General features: G+C 63.0%; 15 protein-coding genes. 11 read left to right on the top strand and 4 right to left on the bottom strand.

Annotated features, from left to right (window positions below; genetic code table 11):
* Window positions 1-4 precede the first annotated feature (4 nt).
* From AC5RW2_RS08035 to AC5RW2_RS08025, 3 genes are all read left to right on the top strand, one after another.
* On the top strand, window positions 5-679 hold the full coding sequence (locus tag AC5RW2_RS08035; RefSeq protein WP_493949611.1) for a GntR family transcriptional regulator: 675 nt from the start codon (window positions 5-7) through the stop codon (window positions 677-679).
* Between the two features lie 29 nt (window positions 680-708).
* Window positions 709-921 (top strand): biotin/lipoyl-binding carrier protein, encoded by a 213-nt coding sequence (locus AC5RW2_RS08030; RefSeq protein WP_493962999.1) that lies wholly within the window; start codon window positions 709-711, stop codon window positions 919-921.
* Window positions 922-1,093: 172 nt separating this feature from the next.
* Complete coding sequence (locus tag AC5RW2_RS08025; protein WP_493949610.1) at window positions 1,094-2,416, top strand: aminotransferase family protein; 1,323 nt, start codon at window positions 1,094-1,096, stop codon at window positions 2,414-2,416.
* Between the two features lie 234 nt (window positions 2,417-2,650).
* Here AC5RW2_RS08025 and AC5RW2_RS08020 read toward each other — a convergent pair whose 3' ends face one another.
* Window positions 2,651-2,827, bottom strand: coding sequence for a hypothetical protein (locus AC5RW2_RS08020; RefSeq protein ID WP_493963000.1), 177 nt, complete (start codon window positions 2,825-2,827; stop codon window positions 2,651-2,653).
* Window positions 2,828-3,148: 321 nt separating this feature from the next.
* On the opposite strand from AC5RW2_RS08020, the gene AC5RW2_RS08015 reads away from it, so the two are divergent.
* Window positions 3,149-3,781: a LysE family translocator gene (locus AC5RW2_RS08015; protein ID WP_493949609.1), complete on the top strand. Its 633-nt coding sequence runs from the start codon at window positions 3,149-3,151 to the stop codon at window positions 3,779-3,781.
* Between the two features lie 454 nt (window positions 3,782-4,235).
* Complete coding sequence (locus AC5RW2_RS08010; protein WP_493963001.1) at window positions 4,236-4,934, top strand: hypothetical protein; 699 nt, start codon at window positions 4,236-4,238, stop codon at window positions 4,932-4,934.
* A gap of 126 nt (window positions 4,935-5,060) precedes the next feature.
* Here AC5RW2_RS08010 and AC5RW2_RS08005 read toward each other — a convergent pair whose 3' ends face one another.
* Window positions 5,061-6,935 (bottom strand): Na+/H+ antiporter, encoded by a 1,875-nt coding sequence (locus AC5RW2_RS08005; protein ID WP_493949607.1) that lies wholly within the window; start codon window positions 6,933-6,935, stop codon window positions 5,061-5,063.
* Window positions 6,936-7,305: 370 nt separating this feature from the next.
* Here AC5RW2_RS08005 and AC5RW2_RS08000 point away from each other — a divergent pair, with 370 nt between their 5' ends.
* Window positions 7,306-7,890 carry a DapH/DapD/GlmU-related protein gene (locus tag AC5RW2_RS08000; RefSeq protein ID WP_493963002.1) on the top strand — a complete coding sequence of 195 codons (585 nt, stop codon included), beginning with the start codon at window positions 7,306-7,308 and terminating at the stop codon, window positions 7,888-7,890.
* Window positions 7,891-8,126: 236 nt separating this feature from the next.
* Here AC5RW2_RS08000 and AC5RW2_RS07995 read toward each other — a convergent pair whose 3' ends face one another.
* The gene (locus AC5RW2_RS07995) at window positions 8,127-9,434 is read right to left on the bottom strand and encodes a hypothetical protein (protein ID WP_493963003.1); all 1,308 of its coding nucleotides are present in this window, start codon (window positions 9,432-9,434) and stop codon (window positions 8,127-8,129) included.
* 453 nt (window positions 9,435-9,887) lie between these two features.
* Here AC5RW2_RS07995 and AC5RW2_RS07990 point away from each other — a divergent pair, with 453 nt between their 5' ends.
* From AC5RW2_RS07990 to AC5RW2_RS07980, 3 genes are read left to right on the top strand one after another with little or no spacing between them, the layout of a single operon-like run.
* Window positions 9,888-10,580, top strand: a complete 693-nt coding sequence (locus AC5RW2_RS07990; RefSeq protein ID WP_493949604.1) for an MSMEG_4193 family putative phosphomutase — start codon at window positions 9,888-9,890, stop codon at window positions 10,578-10,580.
* A 27-nt stretch (window positions 10,581-10,607) separates the two neighbouring features.
* A complete protein-coding gene (locus AC5RW2_RS07985) occupies window positions 10,608-11,159 on the top strand; it encodes a DUF3090 domain-containing protein (protein WP_493963004.1) in 552 nt (183 codons plus the stop codon).
* Window positions 11,159-11,926, top strand: coding sequence for an SCO1664 family protein (locus AC5RW2_RS07980; protein ID WP_493963005.1), 768 nt, complete (start codon window positions 11,159-11,161; stop codon window positions 11,924-11,926). The genes AC5RW2_RS07985 and AC5RW2_RS07980 overlap by 1 nt, the downstream gene beginning before the upstream one ends.
* A 114-nt stretch (window positions 11,927-12,040) precedes the next feature.
* On the opposite strand, the gene AC5RW2_RS07975 is transcribed toward AC5RW2_RS07980, so the two are convergent.
* Window positions 12,041-12,667: a hypothetical protein gene (locus AC5RW2_RS07975; RefSeq protein ID WP_493963006.1), complete on the bottom strand. Its 627-nt coding sequence runs from the start codon at window positions 12,665-12,667 to the stop codon at window positions 12,041-12,043.
* A 593-nt stretch (window positions 12,668-13,260) separates the two neighbouring features.
* On the opposite strand from AC5RW2_RS07975, the gene AC5RW2_RS07970 reads away from it, so the two are divergent.
* Window positions 13,261-13,932 (top strand): maleylpyruvate isomerase family mycothiol-dependent enzyme, encoded by a 672-nt coding sequence (locus tag AC5RW2_RS07970; protein WP_493963007.1) that lies wholly within the window; start codon window positions 13,261-13,263, stop codon window positions 13,930-13,932.
* 74 nt (window positions 13,933-14,006) lie between these two features.
* A complete protein-coding gene (locus tag AC5RW2_RS07965; RefSeq protein WP_493963157.1) occupies window positions 14,007-14,609 on the top strand; it encodes a maleylpyruvate isomerase family mycothiol-dependent enzyme in 603 nt (200 codons plus the stop codon).
* Window positions 14,610-14,683 lie beyond the last annotated feature (74 nt).

The raw sequence follows: 14,683 nt of genomic DNA, 5'->3' as shown, positions 1-14,683 counted from the left end.
CGAGTTGAGTGAGCCGGTACTGGAGCCGATCCTCATCGACGGAACAGTGGACACCATTGTTAACCGGCTGCGGGGCGCTATCGAAAAAGGCGCCTACTCGCCCGGCCAACAGCTGCGCGAAACCAGTCTTGCCCGGCAGCTGAACGTCAGCCGTTCGCCGGTGCGCGAAGCAATGCAGCGGCTCATACAGGAAGGTCTCCTGCACCGGATACGTAACCGCGGAGTTTTCGTCTTAGAACTATCCGAGGCAGATATGGATGACATATCCGTCGCACGTCAATCCGTTGAAAAGACAGCAGCAGAGGAGCTGGCGAAGAATCCAAGGAAGCAGATCTTCGACGAACTTCACAGCATCATTGCCGACATGACATCAGCCTCGGAAAGCGGACGGCCCTGGTCGGACCTGGTCGACTTGGACCTGGCGTTCCACACGGTCTTGGTCGGGAGCCTCGGCAACAAACGTCTCTCGGTCTTCTACCAAACCCTCCTCACCGAAACGCGCCTGTCGCTGATGATGCTGGAGAAGTCGTATCCCCATCCAAAAGAGATAGCGGCCGAACACCAGGAACTCCTCGCAAACCTGAAAGGAGGAAACATCGCGGACCTGGACGAGCAAATCAAACAACACATGGACCACACGGGCCAGCGCCGCCGATTCATGATGAACACATCGCCTTAAAAGCCCGGTTTTCCGAGGAGGAACGCAAGTTGAGTGAAGTACGGTCGGATCTGGCGGCAAACGTCTGGAAAATTCTCGTGACGCCCGGAGCGTCCGTGGAGGAAGACGAAACCATTATGATCCTCGAATCCATGAAGATGGAGATTCCAGTTGAAGCGCCCGAATCCGGCGTTGTCGCGAACATCTCCGTGTCCGAAGGGGATGTTGTCGCGGAAGGACAACTACTCGCCGTCCTCGATTAACCGGGCGGGCAAACACACACTCCGGCACGCCCACGTCCAACTTCGCCTGAACTGGCTGAATCCGCCCATCAAGCAAACGAGGCCTAACTCGGGGCACCCCACGAGGCACAGGGCAGTCCGGAGGCGACTTTACAAGGAACTGCTCTATTGGCCTGCCTAGGAGAACAAACAAATGGCTACCGAAGCAACCGTTCTTACCCCAACAAACCGTCCCAAGCGCTCGGGCGAGTCACTATGGAGTGCCCAGGCGCACATGCCCTCCGTCCTGCAACGCCGCATCGTCATTACCGAAGGAAGCGGCGCGTACCTCACGACCTCGGACGGACACCGCCTGCTCGACGCCACCGCTGGGCTGTGGCACGCAAATATAGGCCACGGCAGGGAATCAGTGGCGAAAGCGGCTTATGACCAGATGTGCAAACTGGAGACTTACCATGTATTCGGTCGGTTCTCGAACGACGTAGCACTCTCCCTGGCGGACCGGCTCGTGGCTATGGGTCCGATCCCGGCCGCCAAAATGATTTTCAACAGTGGCGGGTCGGACTCCGTCGACCTGGCCTGCAAGATTGCTCGGCGTCACTGGCAGCTTGAAGGCATGCCGGACAAAAGAACCATCCTCAGCCGTACCTACTCATACCACGGGCTCCATGCCTTCGGTACGAGTATCGCCGGGCTCGACTTCAATCGGGAAGGCTACGGCTCGGATTCGCTCGTTCCCGAGACTGCCCTGGTTCCCACAAACGATATTGAAGGCGTTCGGACCGTCGTCGACGAAATCGGCCCCGAGAATATTGCAGCCATTATCACCGAACCAATCATAGGCACCGGAGGGGTGATTCCGCCTGCCACGGGATATCTTGAAGGTCTGCAGAAAATCGCTCAAAAAAATGACATTCTTTTGATCGTTGATGAAGTCATCACCGGATTCGGCCGGACTGGCTCCATGTTCGCCTCCCAAAGGTTCCATCTCGAGCCCGACATGATTCTGCTCGCCAAGGGAGTCACATCCGGTTACGCCCCGCTGGGCGGCGTCCTTGTCTCCGACCGGATTTGGGGACGGTTCTATCGAGGGCAGGACGCCCCCGTCCTGAGGCACGGCATGACCTATTCAGGCCACGCAACAGCTTGCGCAGTTGCACACGCAAACCTCGACATCCTCGAGAACGAACAACTCGTTCTCCGGGCCCTGGAACTTGAATCCGTCCTCGATAAGGCCCTTGCCCCTCTTGCCTCGCATCCTCTCGTGCAGGAAGTCCGCAGCGGCGTTGGATTTCTCGCCGGCGTCCAGCTCGCACCCGAGGCAGACGCCGAGGCTGTAGCCAACTCCTGCATAGACAACGGCGTCGTCGTGCGGCCGCTGCGCGGCAACACGCTCCAAATCAGCCCCCCATTCGTTGTGGAAGACGAGGATATTCACCTGATCGCGAAGACTATCGGGCAGGTCCTGGACGCAGGCACTAGTACTCCCCCGCCGGCATCGTCTGGGCAGGCGTAGACAAACAAGACAAGGAGATTTACCGCCCAGATAATGCTCGTCATGAGGGAGGCCCTCTCCAAAGCCCCGCCGCATCCGGATACCGGCGGGAGAAAGTCGAGCAGTTCTCCCGGTCCTCTGGCCCTGGCAGTCAGAGCGTCAACACCGCCGACTCACGTGTGCAACCCAGACCTGGCCACGACAACAGCGCCAAACGAGGTCCAACGCGAACACGCGCTCGACCGGCTCCAGTGGTTAGCGGTCGCGCTCGGGTTCGACTAGCACCCGGATCGTGTCGGGGCGTACGCCGTCGAATTTCATGGCATCGGCCGCGGCTTCGGACTCCATCATTCGCTGGAACGTGTCCAAGTCCGGGACTTCTACAATCAGCCCAACGTGGTTGGTTTTCTCCACGAAGGTCCGAACGGTCATGCCCAACGGTCCGAAAAGTTCCTGGCGCCGCGGTGAGCTGAGCCAGTGGTCAACAGCCGCCTTATTTCTCGAAAGGCTGCCAGAAAACCGCCAAGATCGCTCGGGATGGTCTTCGATCGAATTGGGAGGCGCCACCATCCGGCACCGATGCCGCGGGCATCTGGACTTTGCGCGGTTCCCGGCGATCTGGGCCCCGTATCACTTTGGGTCGTGTTCGTTCAGTTAGGGCCGCCGGGACCAGCCGTCGTCGGCAGGCGAAAGCTGACTCGCACTATCAAACTTGAACGCGCGACTGGAACGGACCGGGAGTATGGTTCAGTCATGCTCCCCTTGGAGAACTTCGTCGCCTTCGCAGCCACGGCGGCGGTCATCATCCTGATTCCCGGTCCCAGTGTGCTCTTCACGATCGGACGGTCCATCGCCTTCGGCCGCCGGGCGGGAGTCCTCAGCGTCGCAGGCAACTCTCTCGGGATCATCCCCGCCATCCTTGCTGTCGCCTTTGGTGTCGGCGCGATCGTCGCGGCCTCAGTCATCGCGTTCACCGTCCTCAAAATCGCTGGTGGTCTTTACCTCGTCTGGCTTGGCATCCAGGCCATCCGGCACCGCCACGCGCGCGTATCAGGAACGTCGGGCGTCCCATCATCCTCTTGGAAGCTGCTGCGCCAAGGTTTCATCGTCGGTTTCACCAACCCCAAAACCCTCGCGTTCTTCCTCGCAGTGCTGCCGCAATTCGTCGACCCCGCCGCGGGCGCGGTGTGGGCGCAATTGCTCCTTCTCGGGCTGACTTTTCAGGGAATCGCGCTCGTCTGCGACAGCGCATGGGCACTGGCCGCGGGCACCGCTCGAGCATGGTTCGCCAAATCACCACGACGAATCTCCATTCTTTCCGGCGCCGGCGGCGGGATGATGATCGGACTTGGCGGCGCACTCGCACTCACCGGCTCCAAGAGTTGATGGACGGGGCATCACAGGCTGCGGGGTTGTGCAGCGTCATTAACCGATCGCTTCATGGCTTCGTTCAAGCCCCCAGAGGTCAGCACGATTGCCGGACATAGTACGACAACCTCCACCTTGGACATTCGTCCCCTGATCGTCGTGTTAGCTGTGCGCCGTGACTCATCGAGCACATCGACGGCACCAAACAGGCCTGCTACCGAGGCGTGAGCTCTAAACAAAATCCGGTGAGCGGGCTTCAAAAGCCAAGCCGCCCTGAAAGTCATGTTCGAAGTTTTCACGACGGAATGTCTGGGACCTGAGAGCAGACGCAATCCCAGTCCAGGACCGAGCCTCCGTCGGCGGAACTCACCCCGGGTTGCACGTGGCCCTCCCCTGCTCCGCTAATCGTTGCCCTCAACCGGCCGGCGCTTCAAAATAGCGGTTGAACAAACTCGAGGGCAGGAGGGAGTCCATGATCGACCGCAAAACGCTTCGCCTCTCGGCAGTCCTGCTGGCAGCAGGCTTCGTCCTATACGTGGTGGTGGGCCTGCTCCACCCCGACGGACCGGCCAACAACCACCGGGCTGTATTTGCCGAATACGCCGGCAGCGCCAACTGGACCGCCGTGCACCTCGGCCAGTTCTTCGGCATGGCGGTGGTCACCGCCGGACTGCTTGTCCTCTACTTCGCCCTAGACGCCGGAGCCGGCGGCGCGTCGTGGGCGGCACGGCTCGGCACCGTCTCGGCGGCGGTGGCGCTGGCGCTCTACGGCGTCCTGCAGGCGGTGGACGGGGTTGCCCTCAAACAGGCCGTTGATGCCTGGGCCGGCGCCCCGGAAGCGCAGAAGGCGGCCCGCTTCGGCAGCGCTGAGGCCATCCGGTGGCTGGAGTGGGGCGTCAGGAGCTACCAGAGCTTCATGTTGGGCCTCGCCTTGATCCTGCTCGGCAGCGCGGCAGCTTGGGCGGCGAGACTGCCAAGAACCCTTGGCCTGCTGATGGGGCTGTCCGGCCTTGCCTACCTCGTGCAGGGCTGGGTGCTCGGCTCCGAGGGATTCGCCGAAACCAACACGTTCGCGATCCTGGCCGGCTACGTCCTCATGCTGGCGTGGATCGTTTGGCTTGCCGCGGCCGCCTGGCGGACAAAGGAATCCGTCCAGCCGCCTGCACGGTAGGCGGTGTTGGTGGACCATCGGACCGTATCTGTATGGCCAGGAGGGCATTCATCCCCGCCTGGCCCGGGATTTGGGACCTAGCCTGAACCAACCAAGTACTACTAGGCGCACGCATAACGGCGCGCCTCAGCCCAGGACTTCGTCGACATAGCACCAGCGCCACGACTCACCCGGTTCGACGCTTCGCATGACCGGGTGACCCGTGGTGCTGTGGTGCCGGGCCGCATGCAGGCCGGGGGACGAATCGCAGCACCCGACGTTGCCGCATTCCAGGCACAGGCGCAGGTGGACCGGAGTGGTTCCTTCGGTGAGGCAGTCGAGGCACTGCGGGTCGGCCGGAACCGGCCGGTCCGGTGCCGGGCCCAGATGCCCGCAGCCGGCCGCCACCTCCTGCGGGACGGCCAGGAACGCCCCGTGGCGGGTGCCGCACTCGCCGATCGCGGCGTCGAGCATCGATTCTTCAACGTCCAACCGCTCCAGCACCTCATCCACCACCTCGGCAGGGTAGGCACCCGTTCCGCGAAGTTCCAGGACTTTGGCCCGTTCGGCGTCCAGCATGGCCACCCGCAGCTGCGCATAGCGGTGGCTGGGGGTGCGGATTTCGGTTTCCGGCCGGCCCAGCCGCTCCCAGGCTGCCAAGCCGCGCTCCTGGGTGCGGCGCTGCAGCATGGCCAGGACTTCCGGCGGATCCTCAGGCACAGCGGCCGTGCGCAGCTTTTCCAGTCCTGCGGCCACGGTCTGCTGGAGCATCGAGGCCTGGGTCAGCGCGTCCTCCCCGGGGTCCGGACCATGCAGTCCCAGCCGGCGTACCAGCCAGGGCAGACTGAATCCCTGCAGAACCAAGGTTCCGCCCACTACGGTCAGGGCGGCGAGGACGAGGACCTGGCGGTGGGGTATGTCTTGCGGCAGGACCAAAGCCGCAGCCAGGGTCACCACGCCGCGCATCCCGGCCCACGAGACAACGGCAGGTACCTGCCAGCCCGGAACTGGGTCCGATCGCCTGATCCGCGGGACCAGGCGCGGGAGGTAAATGGCGGGAAATACCCAGACCGGGCGCAGGACCAGTACTGCCACGAGCACCACCGCGCAGGTCCACCAGGCGCGCCCGATGCCGAGCGGGTCAGCGTTCGCGGCATCAATGATCGACCGCACCTGCAGCCCGATCAGCAGGAAAACGGAATTTTCCAGCAGGAACTGTACGGTGGCCCAGTTGCTGCGCTGGCTCAACCGGGATGCACCGCCGGGCATGGCGGGACTTCGGGTGCCGATGATCAGTCCGGCGACGACGACCGCCAGGACGCCGGAGGCATGGATTGCCTCGGCCGGGATGAACGCCACGAAGGGAGCGGCCAGCGACATTGAGGTATTGATGGCTACATTGCGCACCCTCCTGCGGATCTGCAGCAGCAGCCAGGCAGCAGCCGCTCCGGCCGCTGCTCCGCCGGCCACCGCGAGCAGGAACTCCAGCCCGATCTGCAGCAGGGTGACGCTGCCGGCTATCGCGGCGATCGAGGCCCGGAGTAGGACCAGTGCTGTTGCATCGTTGACTAGCGACTCGCCCTCAAGGATGTTCACGATCCGCCGCGGCATGCCCACCCGCCGGGCGATGGACGTGGCGGCCACGGCGTCAGGTGGAGCGACCACGGCGCCGAGGGCAAACGCGGCCGGCAGCGGGACGTCGGGCAGCAGCCACCAGACCACCAGTCCGGTGGTGACGGTAGCGAAGATCACGTAGCCTACCGAGAGAAGTCCGATCGACCGCTTGTTGGCCTGGAACTCCACCACCGAGGTGCGCAGTGCTGCCGCATAGAGCAAAGGCGGCAGGATCCCGATCAGGACGATGTCCGGGATCAGGACCACGGTTGGAATAAAGGGCAGATAGGATCCCGCAACGCCGGTCAGCACCAGCAGGAGCGGGACGGAGACTTTCAACCGGCGGCCGAGCGCGCTGACCGCGCAAACCACCGCCACCAGGGCCAGCAGACCGACGGCGACGTCCATGAACCTATTCTGGCAGGATGCTCCGGTCAGTGGTGCGTGCGTAGCAATTTCGCGGCCGGGTGCGCCAGCGAGGCTCCGCCGCCGTCGGCCGCGCAGAGCCCCTTGACAGCGAAGGAATGGTCGCCGCCTTTTGCCAAGCGCGCGTCGCGTTGGGCCCAATCCGCCCCGCCCGGGCCTCAAGCAGTGGAGAGCGCCAGGGGCACCGAAACGCTGGTCCTGCGGGGCGCACTTGCAGCCAAGCCGTCCCGGCAACACGTGTCGCGTTAGCCCGGTGCCCAGAGCTTGTCGGCGGTCGAAAAATTCAGGAGCTTCCGTTGAATTCACTTGGATGGGCACTCCTGTGCAGCCCAGGGAACGATAGCGTGGGCGCATGGCCGAAATTGAAGGACTTGCCGACCTCCTGACTGCACTGAACGCCGGGGAGACGATCCCCGGCGGTTCGCCGCACCATGAGGCTATGCACGCCGCGAGTCAGGAGGCGCTGCGCATCACCGCCGAGCTCAACGGACGGTACCACTCCCCCGGCGAGGTGCGGGCCTTAATAAGGGAGTTGACCGGGCACGAGATCCCCGAGTCCTTCCAACTCTTCCCGCCGTTCAGCGCTGATTTTGGCAAAAACATCCATGTCGGTGCGGATGTGTTCGTGAACAGCGGCTGCCGTTTTCAGGACCAGGGCGGCATCGAAATCGGCGATGGGTCCCTCATCGGCCACAATGCCGTGATCACGACTTTGAACCACGACATGTTGCCGAGCCGACGAGCCGACATGCATCCGGCCCGCGTCGTGATCGGCCTGGGCGTGTGGTTCGGAGCCAACGTGACGGTGTTACCCGGCGTAACGGTCGGCGATGGAGCAGTAGTGGGCGCGGGGGCGGTCGTCACAAAGGACGTGCCTGCGGGGGCAGTGGTCGTTGGGGTGCCAGCAAAGCAGGTGGGCACGGTGCCGGAAGGCTAATCCTTGGCCGGAAAGTAACTGTTCTGCAGGTTCAGCCAGACCTGACAGTGGATCCCAAAGCAGCGCCGCGGGCGTAGCGCGGTGTCTGCGGTTATGCGCCTCATTGCCAGTTAGCCTCATTGCATATCGGTGTGCGCAGGCAAAACGTCATGCTCAGACAGCAAACGGAGATTTACGGGCCGTTATGCTCCCCGCTTCTTGGGAGGTCGCAGCGCGTCCGTAACTCGCTTCTTCAGTCAGCCTGAGTGAAAGACGTGTTGACCATGCTCGTAGACATCAACCGGCCCGTCATCAGAAACCTTGATCGCCAGACCACAAATGCTCGCGTTCCACGCCGCTGTGCTCCTTGCGCCAGGAAACCGCTCGAGATCCTGACGACCCGCCGCCGCAAGAGCGGCAGGGCTTGGTTCAGTAATCATGCTTGCAACGTCGAGGATCCTACCGTGGTCATCCAAAAGAACGGCACCATCAATACCGGAGGCCGCCTGCAGAACCCTGATGGACGCCGGATCACCCAGGACACCGCCCGACACGGACGACCGGAGGGTGCGCGCAACTCGATCCGGGTTCGCATGGTCAGGAACGATCTCGGACGGATCTACGCCGGCGTCCAAGAACACAAAGAGCGACCCGCGACGCTCGTATCTGCATCCCGCCACAAGCTGTAGCGCGTGCTCGGCAATATCAGCGCCTAGACGGGCTTCCAATAAGCGCCTCAGCACGCCCCAGTCCTGAAACAGCCAAGTGCCCTGAGAATTGATGAAGGTCACTCCTGTCGACAGTGCGAAGTGGATATCGCCGGACCGCGACGCAGAGAGGATCGACGTGCCCGGCCGGAGAAATCCGTACAAACCTTTCAGACCCTCAGCCGGGGCCAGAACCACGGAATCTTCCCATTCCCCCGAAGTGTCAGCGAAGCCTTGGGCAGCACCGCTTTGACCACCGGCGACAAGTGCAAATTTGCCGTTTTGCAGGAATGGCTTTAGCCAGCTCTCTCTGAGGAGCGATTGCTCGAACGAAAGCGGTTGATGAAACGGATGGAATCGCGCATTCGCGCGTTTCGCGAAAGTGGGCAAATGCTTGACCAGCACCACGTTCCCCGTGAACCGAGAACCTTCATATGTTTGGCGCGCAGCCGCCTCGAAGATCCTAATCCATCGGAGAAGCGGCGTGGCGGAGAATGGCGACAAGCGAGCCGCGGCCCGCAAGAACTGTGTCGCTGCCAACGCACTCCATAAATCCTGTGCCACCGATACATCACCTACAACCTGAAGGTCCGATCGGAAAACCGACAAAACTCTCTTGATCAGACGGATTTCATTCGGCGAAACCAGCCGACCGGCCGGGAGGCCGATAGTGACTCTCTCTCGATGATCAGTCGAAGCAACCCACGCCTCATGACGACCATCAACCACTTGCGCGAAGCCCACGCGCTCTGCGCTCGGCGGCGCGTTTTCGGTGCGTTCAATGGACCAACCTTGGACAACCTCGTTAAGCAAGTTAGCCAATTCGGCAGCAAGGTCGTGGGTAGTCAAAACCGGCATGTGGCAACCGTGGATTGTCGACGCGCCCGATCATAATCTTTAGCGTCGAGACTGCGACGATCCAATGGGGACCTCCGTCGTTGCCTTGCGCTCGTTAGGCGCGTCGTGCAGCTTCTATCGGAACGAAGTAGCCAAATCCTCCGCGGCCAACCTGGGTGATGCCGTGCTTTTCACACTACTCCCCTCAGGAGACGTTAGAGCGCAAACCTGAATTGAACCAGGTTACGTAACCGAATAACCCGCTTATAAAGGCGCTTGATTTCGGCGTAGCGAATGCAGGAGAGCGGAAACGGCGGCAGCGCATTCTTTTGAGGATGGGGCTGACAAGCGAATAGCTCACCCCCGCGTGCTTGAAGGGTTCCTTGAAGGGTTCCGCCAGTGTTCTCTCTGCCTTTTCGGCGCGCGACCCTGTGCAGTTCACACCGCCGTCGAGCGGGTGGTTAGGCTGGGTGGATGGCGACAGTTATTCTCGTGCGGCACGGCCGCACCACAGCCAACGCCACTGGACTGCTGGCCGGTCGGGCAGGCGGCGTCTGCCTGGACCAGGTCGGGCGCGACCAGGCGGCCCTGACCGGAGACCGGCTCGCGGCCGTGCCCGTAGTCGGGGTGGTGTCGAGCCCTCTGGAGCGTTGTCGGCAGACCGCCCAATTCATCCTCGATCGCCAGGCTGGCTCGCCGTACGCGCCGATCGATCTCGATCTCACCGAGTGCGATTACGGCGAGTGGCAAGGCCGCACGATCAGTGATCTCGCGACCGAGGAATTGTGGCCGGTTGTGCAGTCGCAACCGTCCGCCGTCGTCTTTCCCGGCGGTGAATCCCTAGCCTCGATGCAGGCTCGGTCGGTGGCAGCGATTCGACGCCACGATGCAGCCTTTGAGACGGAGCACGGGCCAGGGGCCGTGTGGGTGGCGGTGAGTCACGGTGACATCATCAAGGCAGTCCTCGCCGACGCGCTTGGCATGCACCTGGACCTGTTCCAGCGTATCAACGTGGGCCCCGGGTCCGTATCGATCGTGAGTTACGGCGTTAGTCGACCAAGCGTCTACGCGACCAACACCGACGCCGGTGACCTGTCGTGGCTGTCGAACGGCATCCGTTCTGCCGATGCGCCGGTGGGCGGCGGTGCAGGACAGCAGGGGCCATGATGAACCTCATGTGCCTAAAATACTGACATGCCTACACGTGTTCACGAGTTTGCCTGGCCTGATCGGGTTGTCGTTGGCACCATAGGCCTTCCGGGGGCGCGTACGTTCTATCTGCAGGTCCGTGCGGGGACGCAGATCGTGAGCATCGCCCTGGAGAAGCAGCAGTCGGCTCTGCTGGCAGAGAAGATCGACGAAATTCTTGACCAGCTCATGGCCGTCGAGGGCAACCCCTTCAGCGTTCCCACGAGTACTCCCATTGAACTCGTTGACAATGACCAGCTCGAGGCAGTTCAGGAGCAGTTTCGCACCGGCTCCATGAGCTTAGGTTGGGACCCGACGACGGCGCAGGTCGTGATAGAGGCCTACGCCATCACCGATGTCGATGTCGACGACGACGAACCGCTTGATGAGGGCGGGACTGACGCGGCCGAAATGCTGCTGGTGCGAATGCCGGTCGGCACCGCCCGCGCATTCGCCAAGCGCACCCGTGAGATCGTGGCCGCCGGACGCCCCACGTGCCCGCTCTGCGGTTACCCCATAGACGCTGAGGGGCACATCTGTACCCTTCCCGAGGCCTGATGCCAGCGCCGGATCTGGTGACCGCCAAGCTGACGCTCACCGGCCGCATCACGACGGCTTCAAACGCGACATTTCTGGGCAGCATCGGCGACTTGGTGGTCGTCTATAAGCCGATAGCAGGGGAAAGTCCGCTGTGGGATTTTCCCCGCGGCACCCTAACTCACCGGGAGGTGGCCGCCTATCTGGTCTCGCAGGCCTTCGGCTGGGACATCGTGCCGCACACCTGGCTGCGCGATGGTCCGCTGGGCGAAGGAATGGTGCAGCTCTGGCAGGAGCAAGACCCCGCCCAAAGCGCCGTGGACCTGGTCGCGGCGGACCAGGTGCCGGAGACGGGCTGGAGACACGTTCTTAAGGGTCGGGATGAGAACGGACAAACGGTCGCCCTCGTTCACGAAGACTCGCCGGCGCTTAGACGCATGGCAGTGTTCGATATCATCGTCAACAACGCCGACCGCAAAGGTGACCACATTCTTGCCATGACGGATGGACACCGGCACGGCGTTGATCATGGGCTGACCTTTCACCGTGACAACAAGTTGCGCACGGTGCTGTGGGGATGGCTGGGAGACGCTCTAACCGCCGAGGAATGCGACGGCATAGACCGTGTCAGCGAAGGACTGCACGGCGGGCTGGGCCGAAACCTGGCGGACCTGCTCGGCGCCGAAGAAATCGCATCGCTCGCCGCGCGCTGTGCCAGATTGCGCTTGGCAGGGCGGTTTCCGGCACCGAGCGGTGAGATGTCTGCGGTGCCCTGGCCGCTGTTCTAATTCGTTATGCAGCAAAATGCGGGCGGCATCAACTGAACGGCTGAACGGCTGCGCACGAAAAAGAGGGCTACCTCCCGGGATGATGGGAGGTAGCCCTCTGGCTGTCGCGGCTAATTAGTCGTCCTGGCCATCCTGCTCGTCGGCAGGCTTAGCGGCCTTCCACTCAGCCTTCTCGGCGGCCTTGGCGGCCTTCCATTCAGCCTTGCCCTGGGCCTTTACGGCCTTCCAGTCGGCCTGTCCCTGAGCCTTTGCCGTCTTCCACGCGGCGTCAGACTCAGCCTTCACGGCCTTCCACTCGTGGGTCGGCTCCACCGGTGCGGGAGCGGGCTCCTCGATCACCGGCTCCTCCACTACGGGCTCAGGAGCGGGCTCTTCCTCAACCGGTGCCTCGTCACCGGGTTCCGGTGCAGGCTCCTCGGCCACCGGCTCTTCACCCTCGCCTGGGGCTTCGCCCTCGGCCGGGCCCTCACCGCCCGGTGCAGGCTCCTCGACCGGCTCCTCGGCCGGCTCATCACCCGGGGCTTCACCCTCAATCGGCTCCTCGCCCGGCTCTTCCGCGGGAACCTGATCCGTGCCCTCGTCGATGGCCGGTTCGATCTGCTCGACCAAGCCCGGGGTGATGGTCACGTTCTCGGCCGTGATGGAGACGACCGGGTCCTGCGTCTCGTCAGTCGGAGCAGCCGAAGCTGCCCCGGCGCCCGTAGCCGTTACCAGTCCCGTTACGGCTACAGCTGCAGCCATCTGCTTTGCCCTGGATTTCGCGATCGATGACATTTGCTACTCCAATCTCTAGCGGATGTTGCAACTTAACCGTTACATCACCGCTATCCGGCCTCGCAACCGGTCTCCCCCGATTTGGGAGTAAGATGGCTGGAATTTGCACGAGGGGTAGCCACCCCAGTCGATCTGGGGCACACTCTGGCATCGCCTCCTGGCACCGCGCCGCACACAACCAGGCATGACGAAAAATTTCAACGAAACGATGTTGTCCGCCACGGCAACGGCAAGTTCGCCGTCCAGCACAAGGCAGAGAGCCCGGCGGTGAGCATAGACTCCACCGTCCCCTCCCCGGCCGAATAGGTGCGCCAGCTCGATTCATGGTCCCGCATGCGGGCACACGACATGCTGAACTGAACGCCCAGCGGGACGAAGGCAACGCGCGGACGTCTTATCTGCGAGCGTGGTTCCGTGAGGGGGTTCCAGTCTTCGTTCTGCAAACTTCACCAACGATTGCATTGCATCGTGGACAGACCCCGCTAAGGTCTCGCGTAGCGTCTACTGCAATATCCGTAGTCCGACCGCCCTCGACACCTCCTAACCGACAAGGAGCCAACATGCGCAGCTCGACAGCAGCGATTTGGCGGACCGTCCATTCCGAGAGGCGCCGGCTCGCCGCGGATCTCTCCGAAGTACGCGACGAACAGTGGACACTCCCCTCCCTCTGCCCGGGATGGGATATCCACGACGTCCTCGCGCACCTCGTCGACACGGCACGAACGGGCCGGCTCGCTTTCGTCCGTGACCTCTTGGCGGCCCGCATGGACTTTGACCGGGCCAACGAGAATGGCATCGCCCGAGAGAAGCGGCAGGATCCGCAAGGCACAATCCGCGCGCTAGGCGAAGCTGCAGACCTCACCCGGACGCCGCCAGCGAACCTCGCTACACGTCTGGTCGAGGCCTTCGTTCACGGCGAAGATATTCGTCGGCCTTTGGGCATTTCCGGAACCTACCCACAACGTGCTGTCGCCCAGGCCTTGTCCTACCAACTGCGCACCCCTGTCTCCTTCGGAGGCGGACGTGAGCGTGCGGCAGGCCTCCGGTTGATCGACTCAAAGACCGGCTCGTCCTGGGGGCAGGGAGACGAGGTCGAGGCCGACTCCATCGACCTGCTACTCGCGGTTTCCGGGCGCCAAATAGCCAGGGAGAACTTCAGGGGAAGCGGTTCGTCCCGACTGGTCGAGGCCGCAGCAGACGAGCACTCAGCGCAAGGGTCGCGGAGCCGATGAGAAGTGGACGGAGCGATACAGCCAGGTCGCAGAACGACCGCCTATGGGCACTGGCACATGCCTAGCGCGAGGCTCTGGCTGAAGACCTGTCTGGTCTCGGCGCGGAGCAATGGCGGCACCACACTTTGTGCGGGCATTGGGATGTCGAGCAGGTCGTTGCCCATCTCACGGCGGCGGCCAGCTTGAACCAGTGGCAGTGGCTTCGCAGCATGGTCGGCGCGCGCTTCCGTCCCGACGTGCACAACCAACGCCGTCTGGCCGAACACCGAGGCAAAACGCCTGCAGAAACACTGCGCCACTTCCGCGCCGTCATGAGAAGCACGGCGGCACCCTCGGGGCACACCCCGGCCTACCTTGGCGAGGTCGTCGTGCACGCCCAGGATATCCGCCGGCCGCTGGGGCTTCACAGGGTGCCGAGCATTGAGGCCCTGACGCCTGTGGCCGATTTCTTCGCCCGACGCGACTTCACCGTTGCCAGCCATACGCACGTTGCAGGCCTAGCGCTCGGTGCCGACGACGGGCCGTTCGCCACCGGGAGCGGCCCTCTGGTCACCGGTTCTACGCTCGCCCTAGTGATGTGCATGGCGGGCCGCGAAGCCTATCTGGAAGAGCTGGACGGCCCGGGTGCAAAAATCCTTCGGTCGCGCCTCCAGGACAGAGCCGAAACCGGACGCTAGCCAATGACACGATGGCGCGGTTGGCTGCCGTTCCCGCGATCCTGACCCGGCGTCGCCCCCGCGTATGCCGCAGC

The organism is Arthrobacter sp. B0316-1-20, assembly GCF_059091865.1.
This window is presented reverse-complemented; position numbering and strand designations above follow the sequence as displayed.

Excerpts from the sequence above, each read along its gene's own strand:
- AC5RW2_RS08025 (WP_493949610.1), top strand. The coding sequence starts at position 1,094 with ATGGCTACCGAAGCAACCGTTCTTACCCCAACAAACCGTCCCAAGCGC.
- AC5RW2_RS08020 (WP_493963000.1), bottom strand. The coding sequence starts at position 2,827 with ATGACCGTTCGGACCTTCGTGGAGAAAACCAACCACGTTGGGCTGATT.
- AC5RW2_RS08015 (WP_493949609.1), top strand. The coding sequence starts at position 3,149 with ATGCTCCCCTTGGAGAACTTCGTCGCCTTCGCAGCCACGGCGGCGGTC.
- AC5RW2_RS08010 (WP_493963001.1), top strand. The coding sequence starts at position 4,236 with ATGATCGACCGCAAAACGCTTCGCCTCTCGGCAGTCCTGCTGGCAGCA.
- AC5RW2_RS08005 (WP_493949607.1), bottom strand. The coding sequence starts at position 6,935 with ATGGACGTCGCCGTCGGTCTGCTGGCCCTGGTGGCGGTGGTTTGCGCG.
- AC5RW2_RS08000 (WP_493963002.1), top strand. The coding sequence starts at position 7,306 with ATGGCCGAAATTGAAGGACTTGCCGACCTCCTGACTGCACTGAACGCC.
- AC5RW2_RS07995 (WP_493963003.1), bottom strand. The coding sequence starts at position 9,434 with ATGCCGGTTTTGACTACCCACGACCTTGCTGCCGAATTGGCTAACTTG.
- AC5RW2_RS07990 (WP_493949604.1), top strand. The coding sequence starts at position 9,888 with ATGGCGACAGTTATTCTCGTGCGGCACGGCCGCACCACAGCCAACGCC.
- AC5RW2_RS07985 (WP_493963004.1), top strand. The coding sequence starts at position 10,608 with ATGCCTACACGTGTTCACGAGTTTGCCTGGCCTGATCGGGTTGTCGTT.
- AC5RW2_RS07980 (WP_493963005.1), top strand. The coding sequence starts at position 11,159 with ATGCCAGCGCCGGATCTGGTGACCGCCAAGCTGACGCTCACCGGCCGC.
- AC5RW2_RS07975 (WP_493963006.1), bottom strand. The coding sequence starts at position 12,667 with ATGGCTGCAGCTGTAGCCGTAACGGGACTGGTAACGGCTACGGGCGCC.
- AC5RW2_RS07970 (WP_493963007.1), top strand. The coding sequence starts at position 13,261 with ATGCGCAGCTCGACAGCAGCGATTTGGCGGACCGTCCATTCCGAGAGG.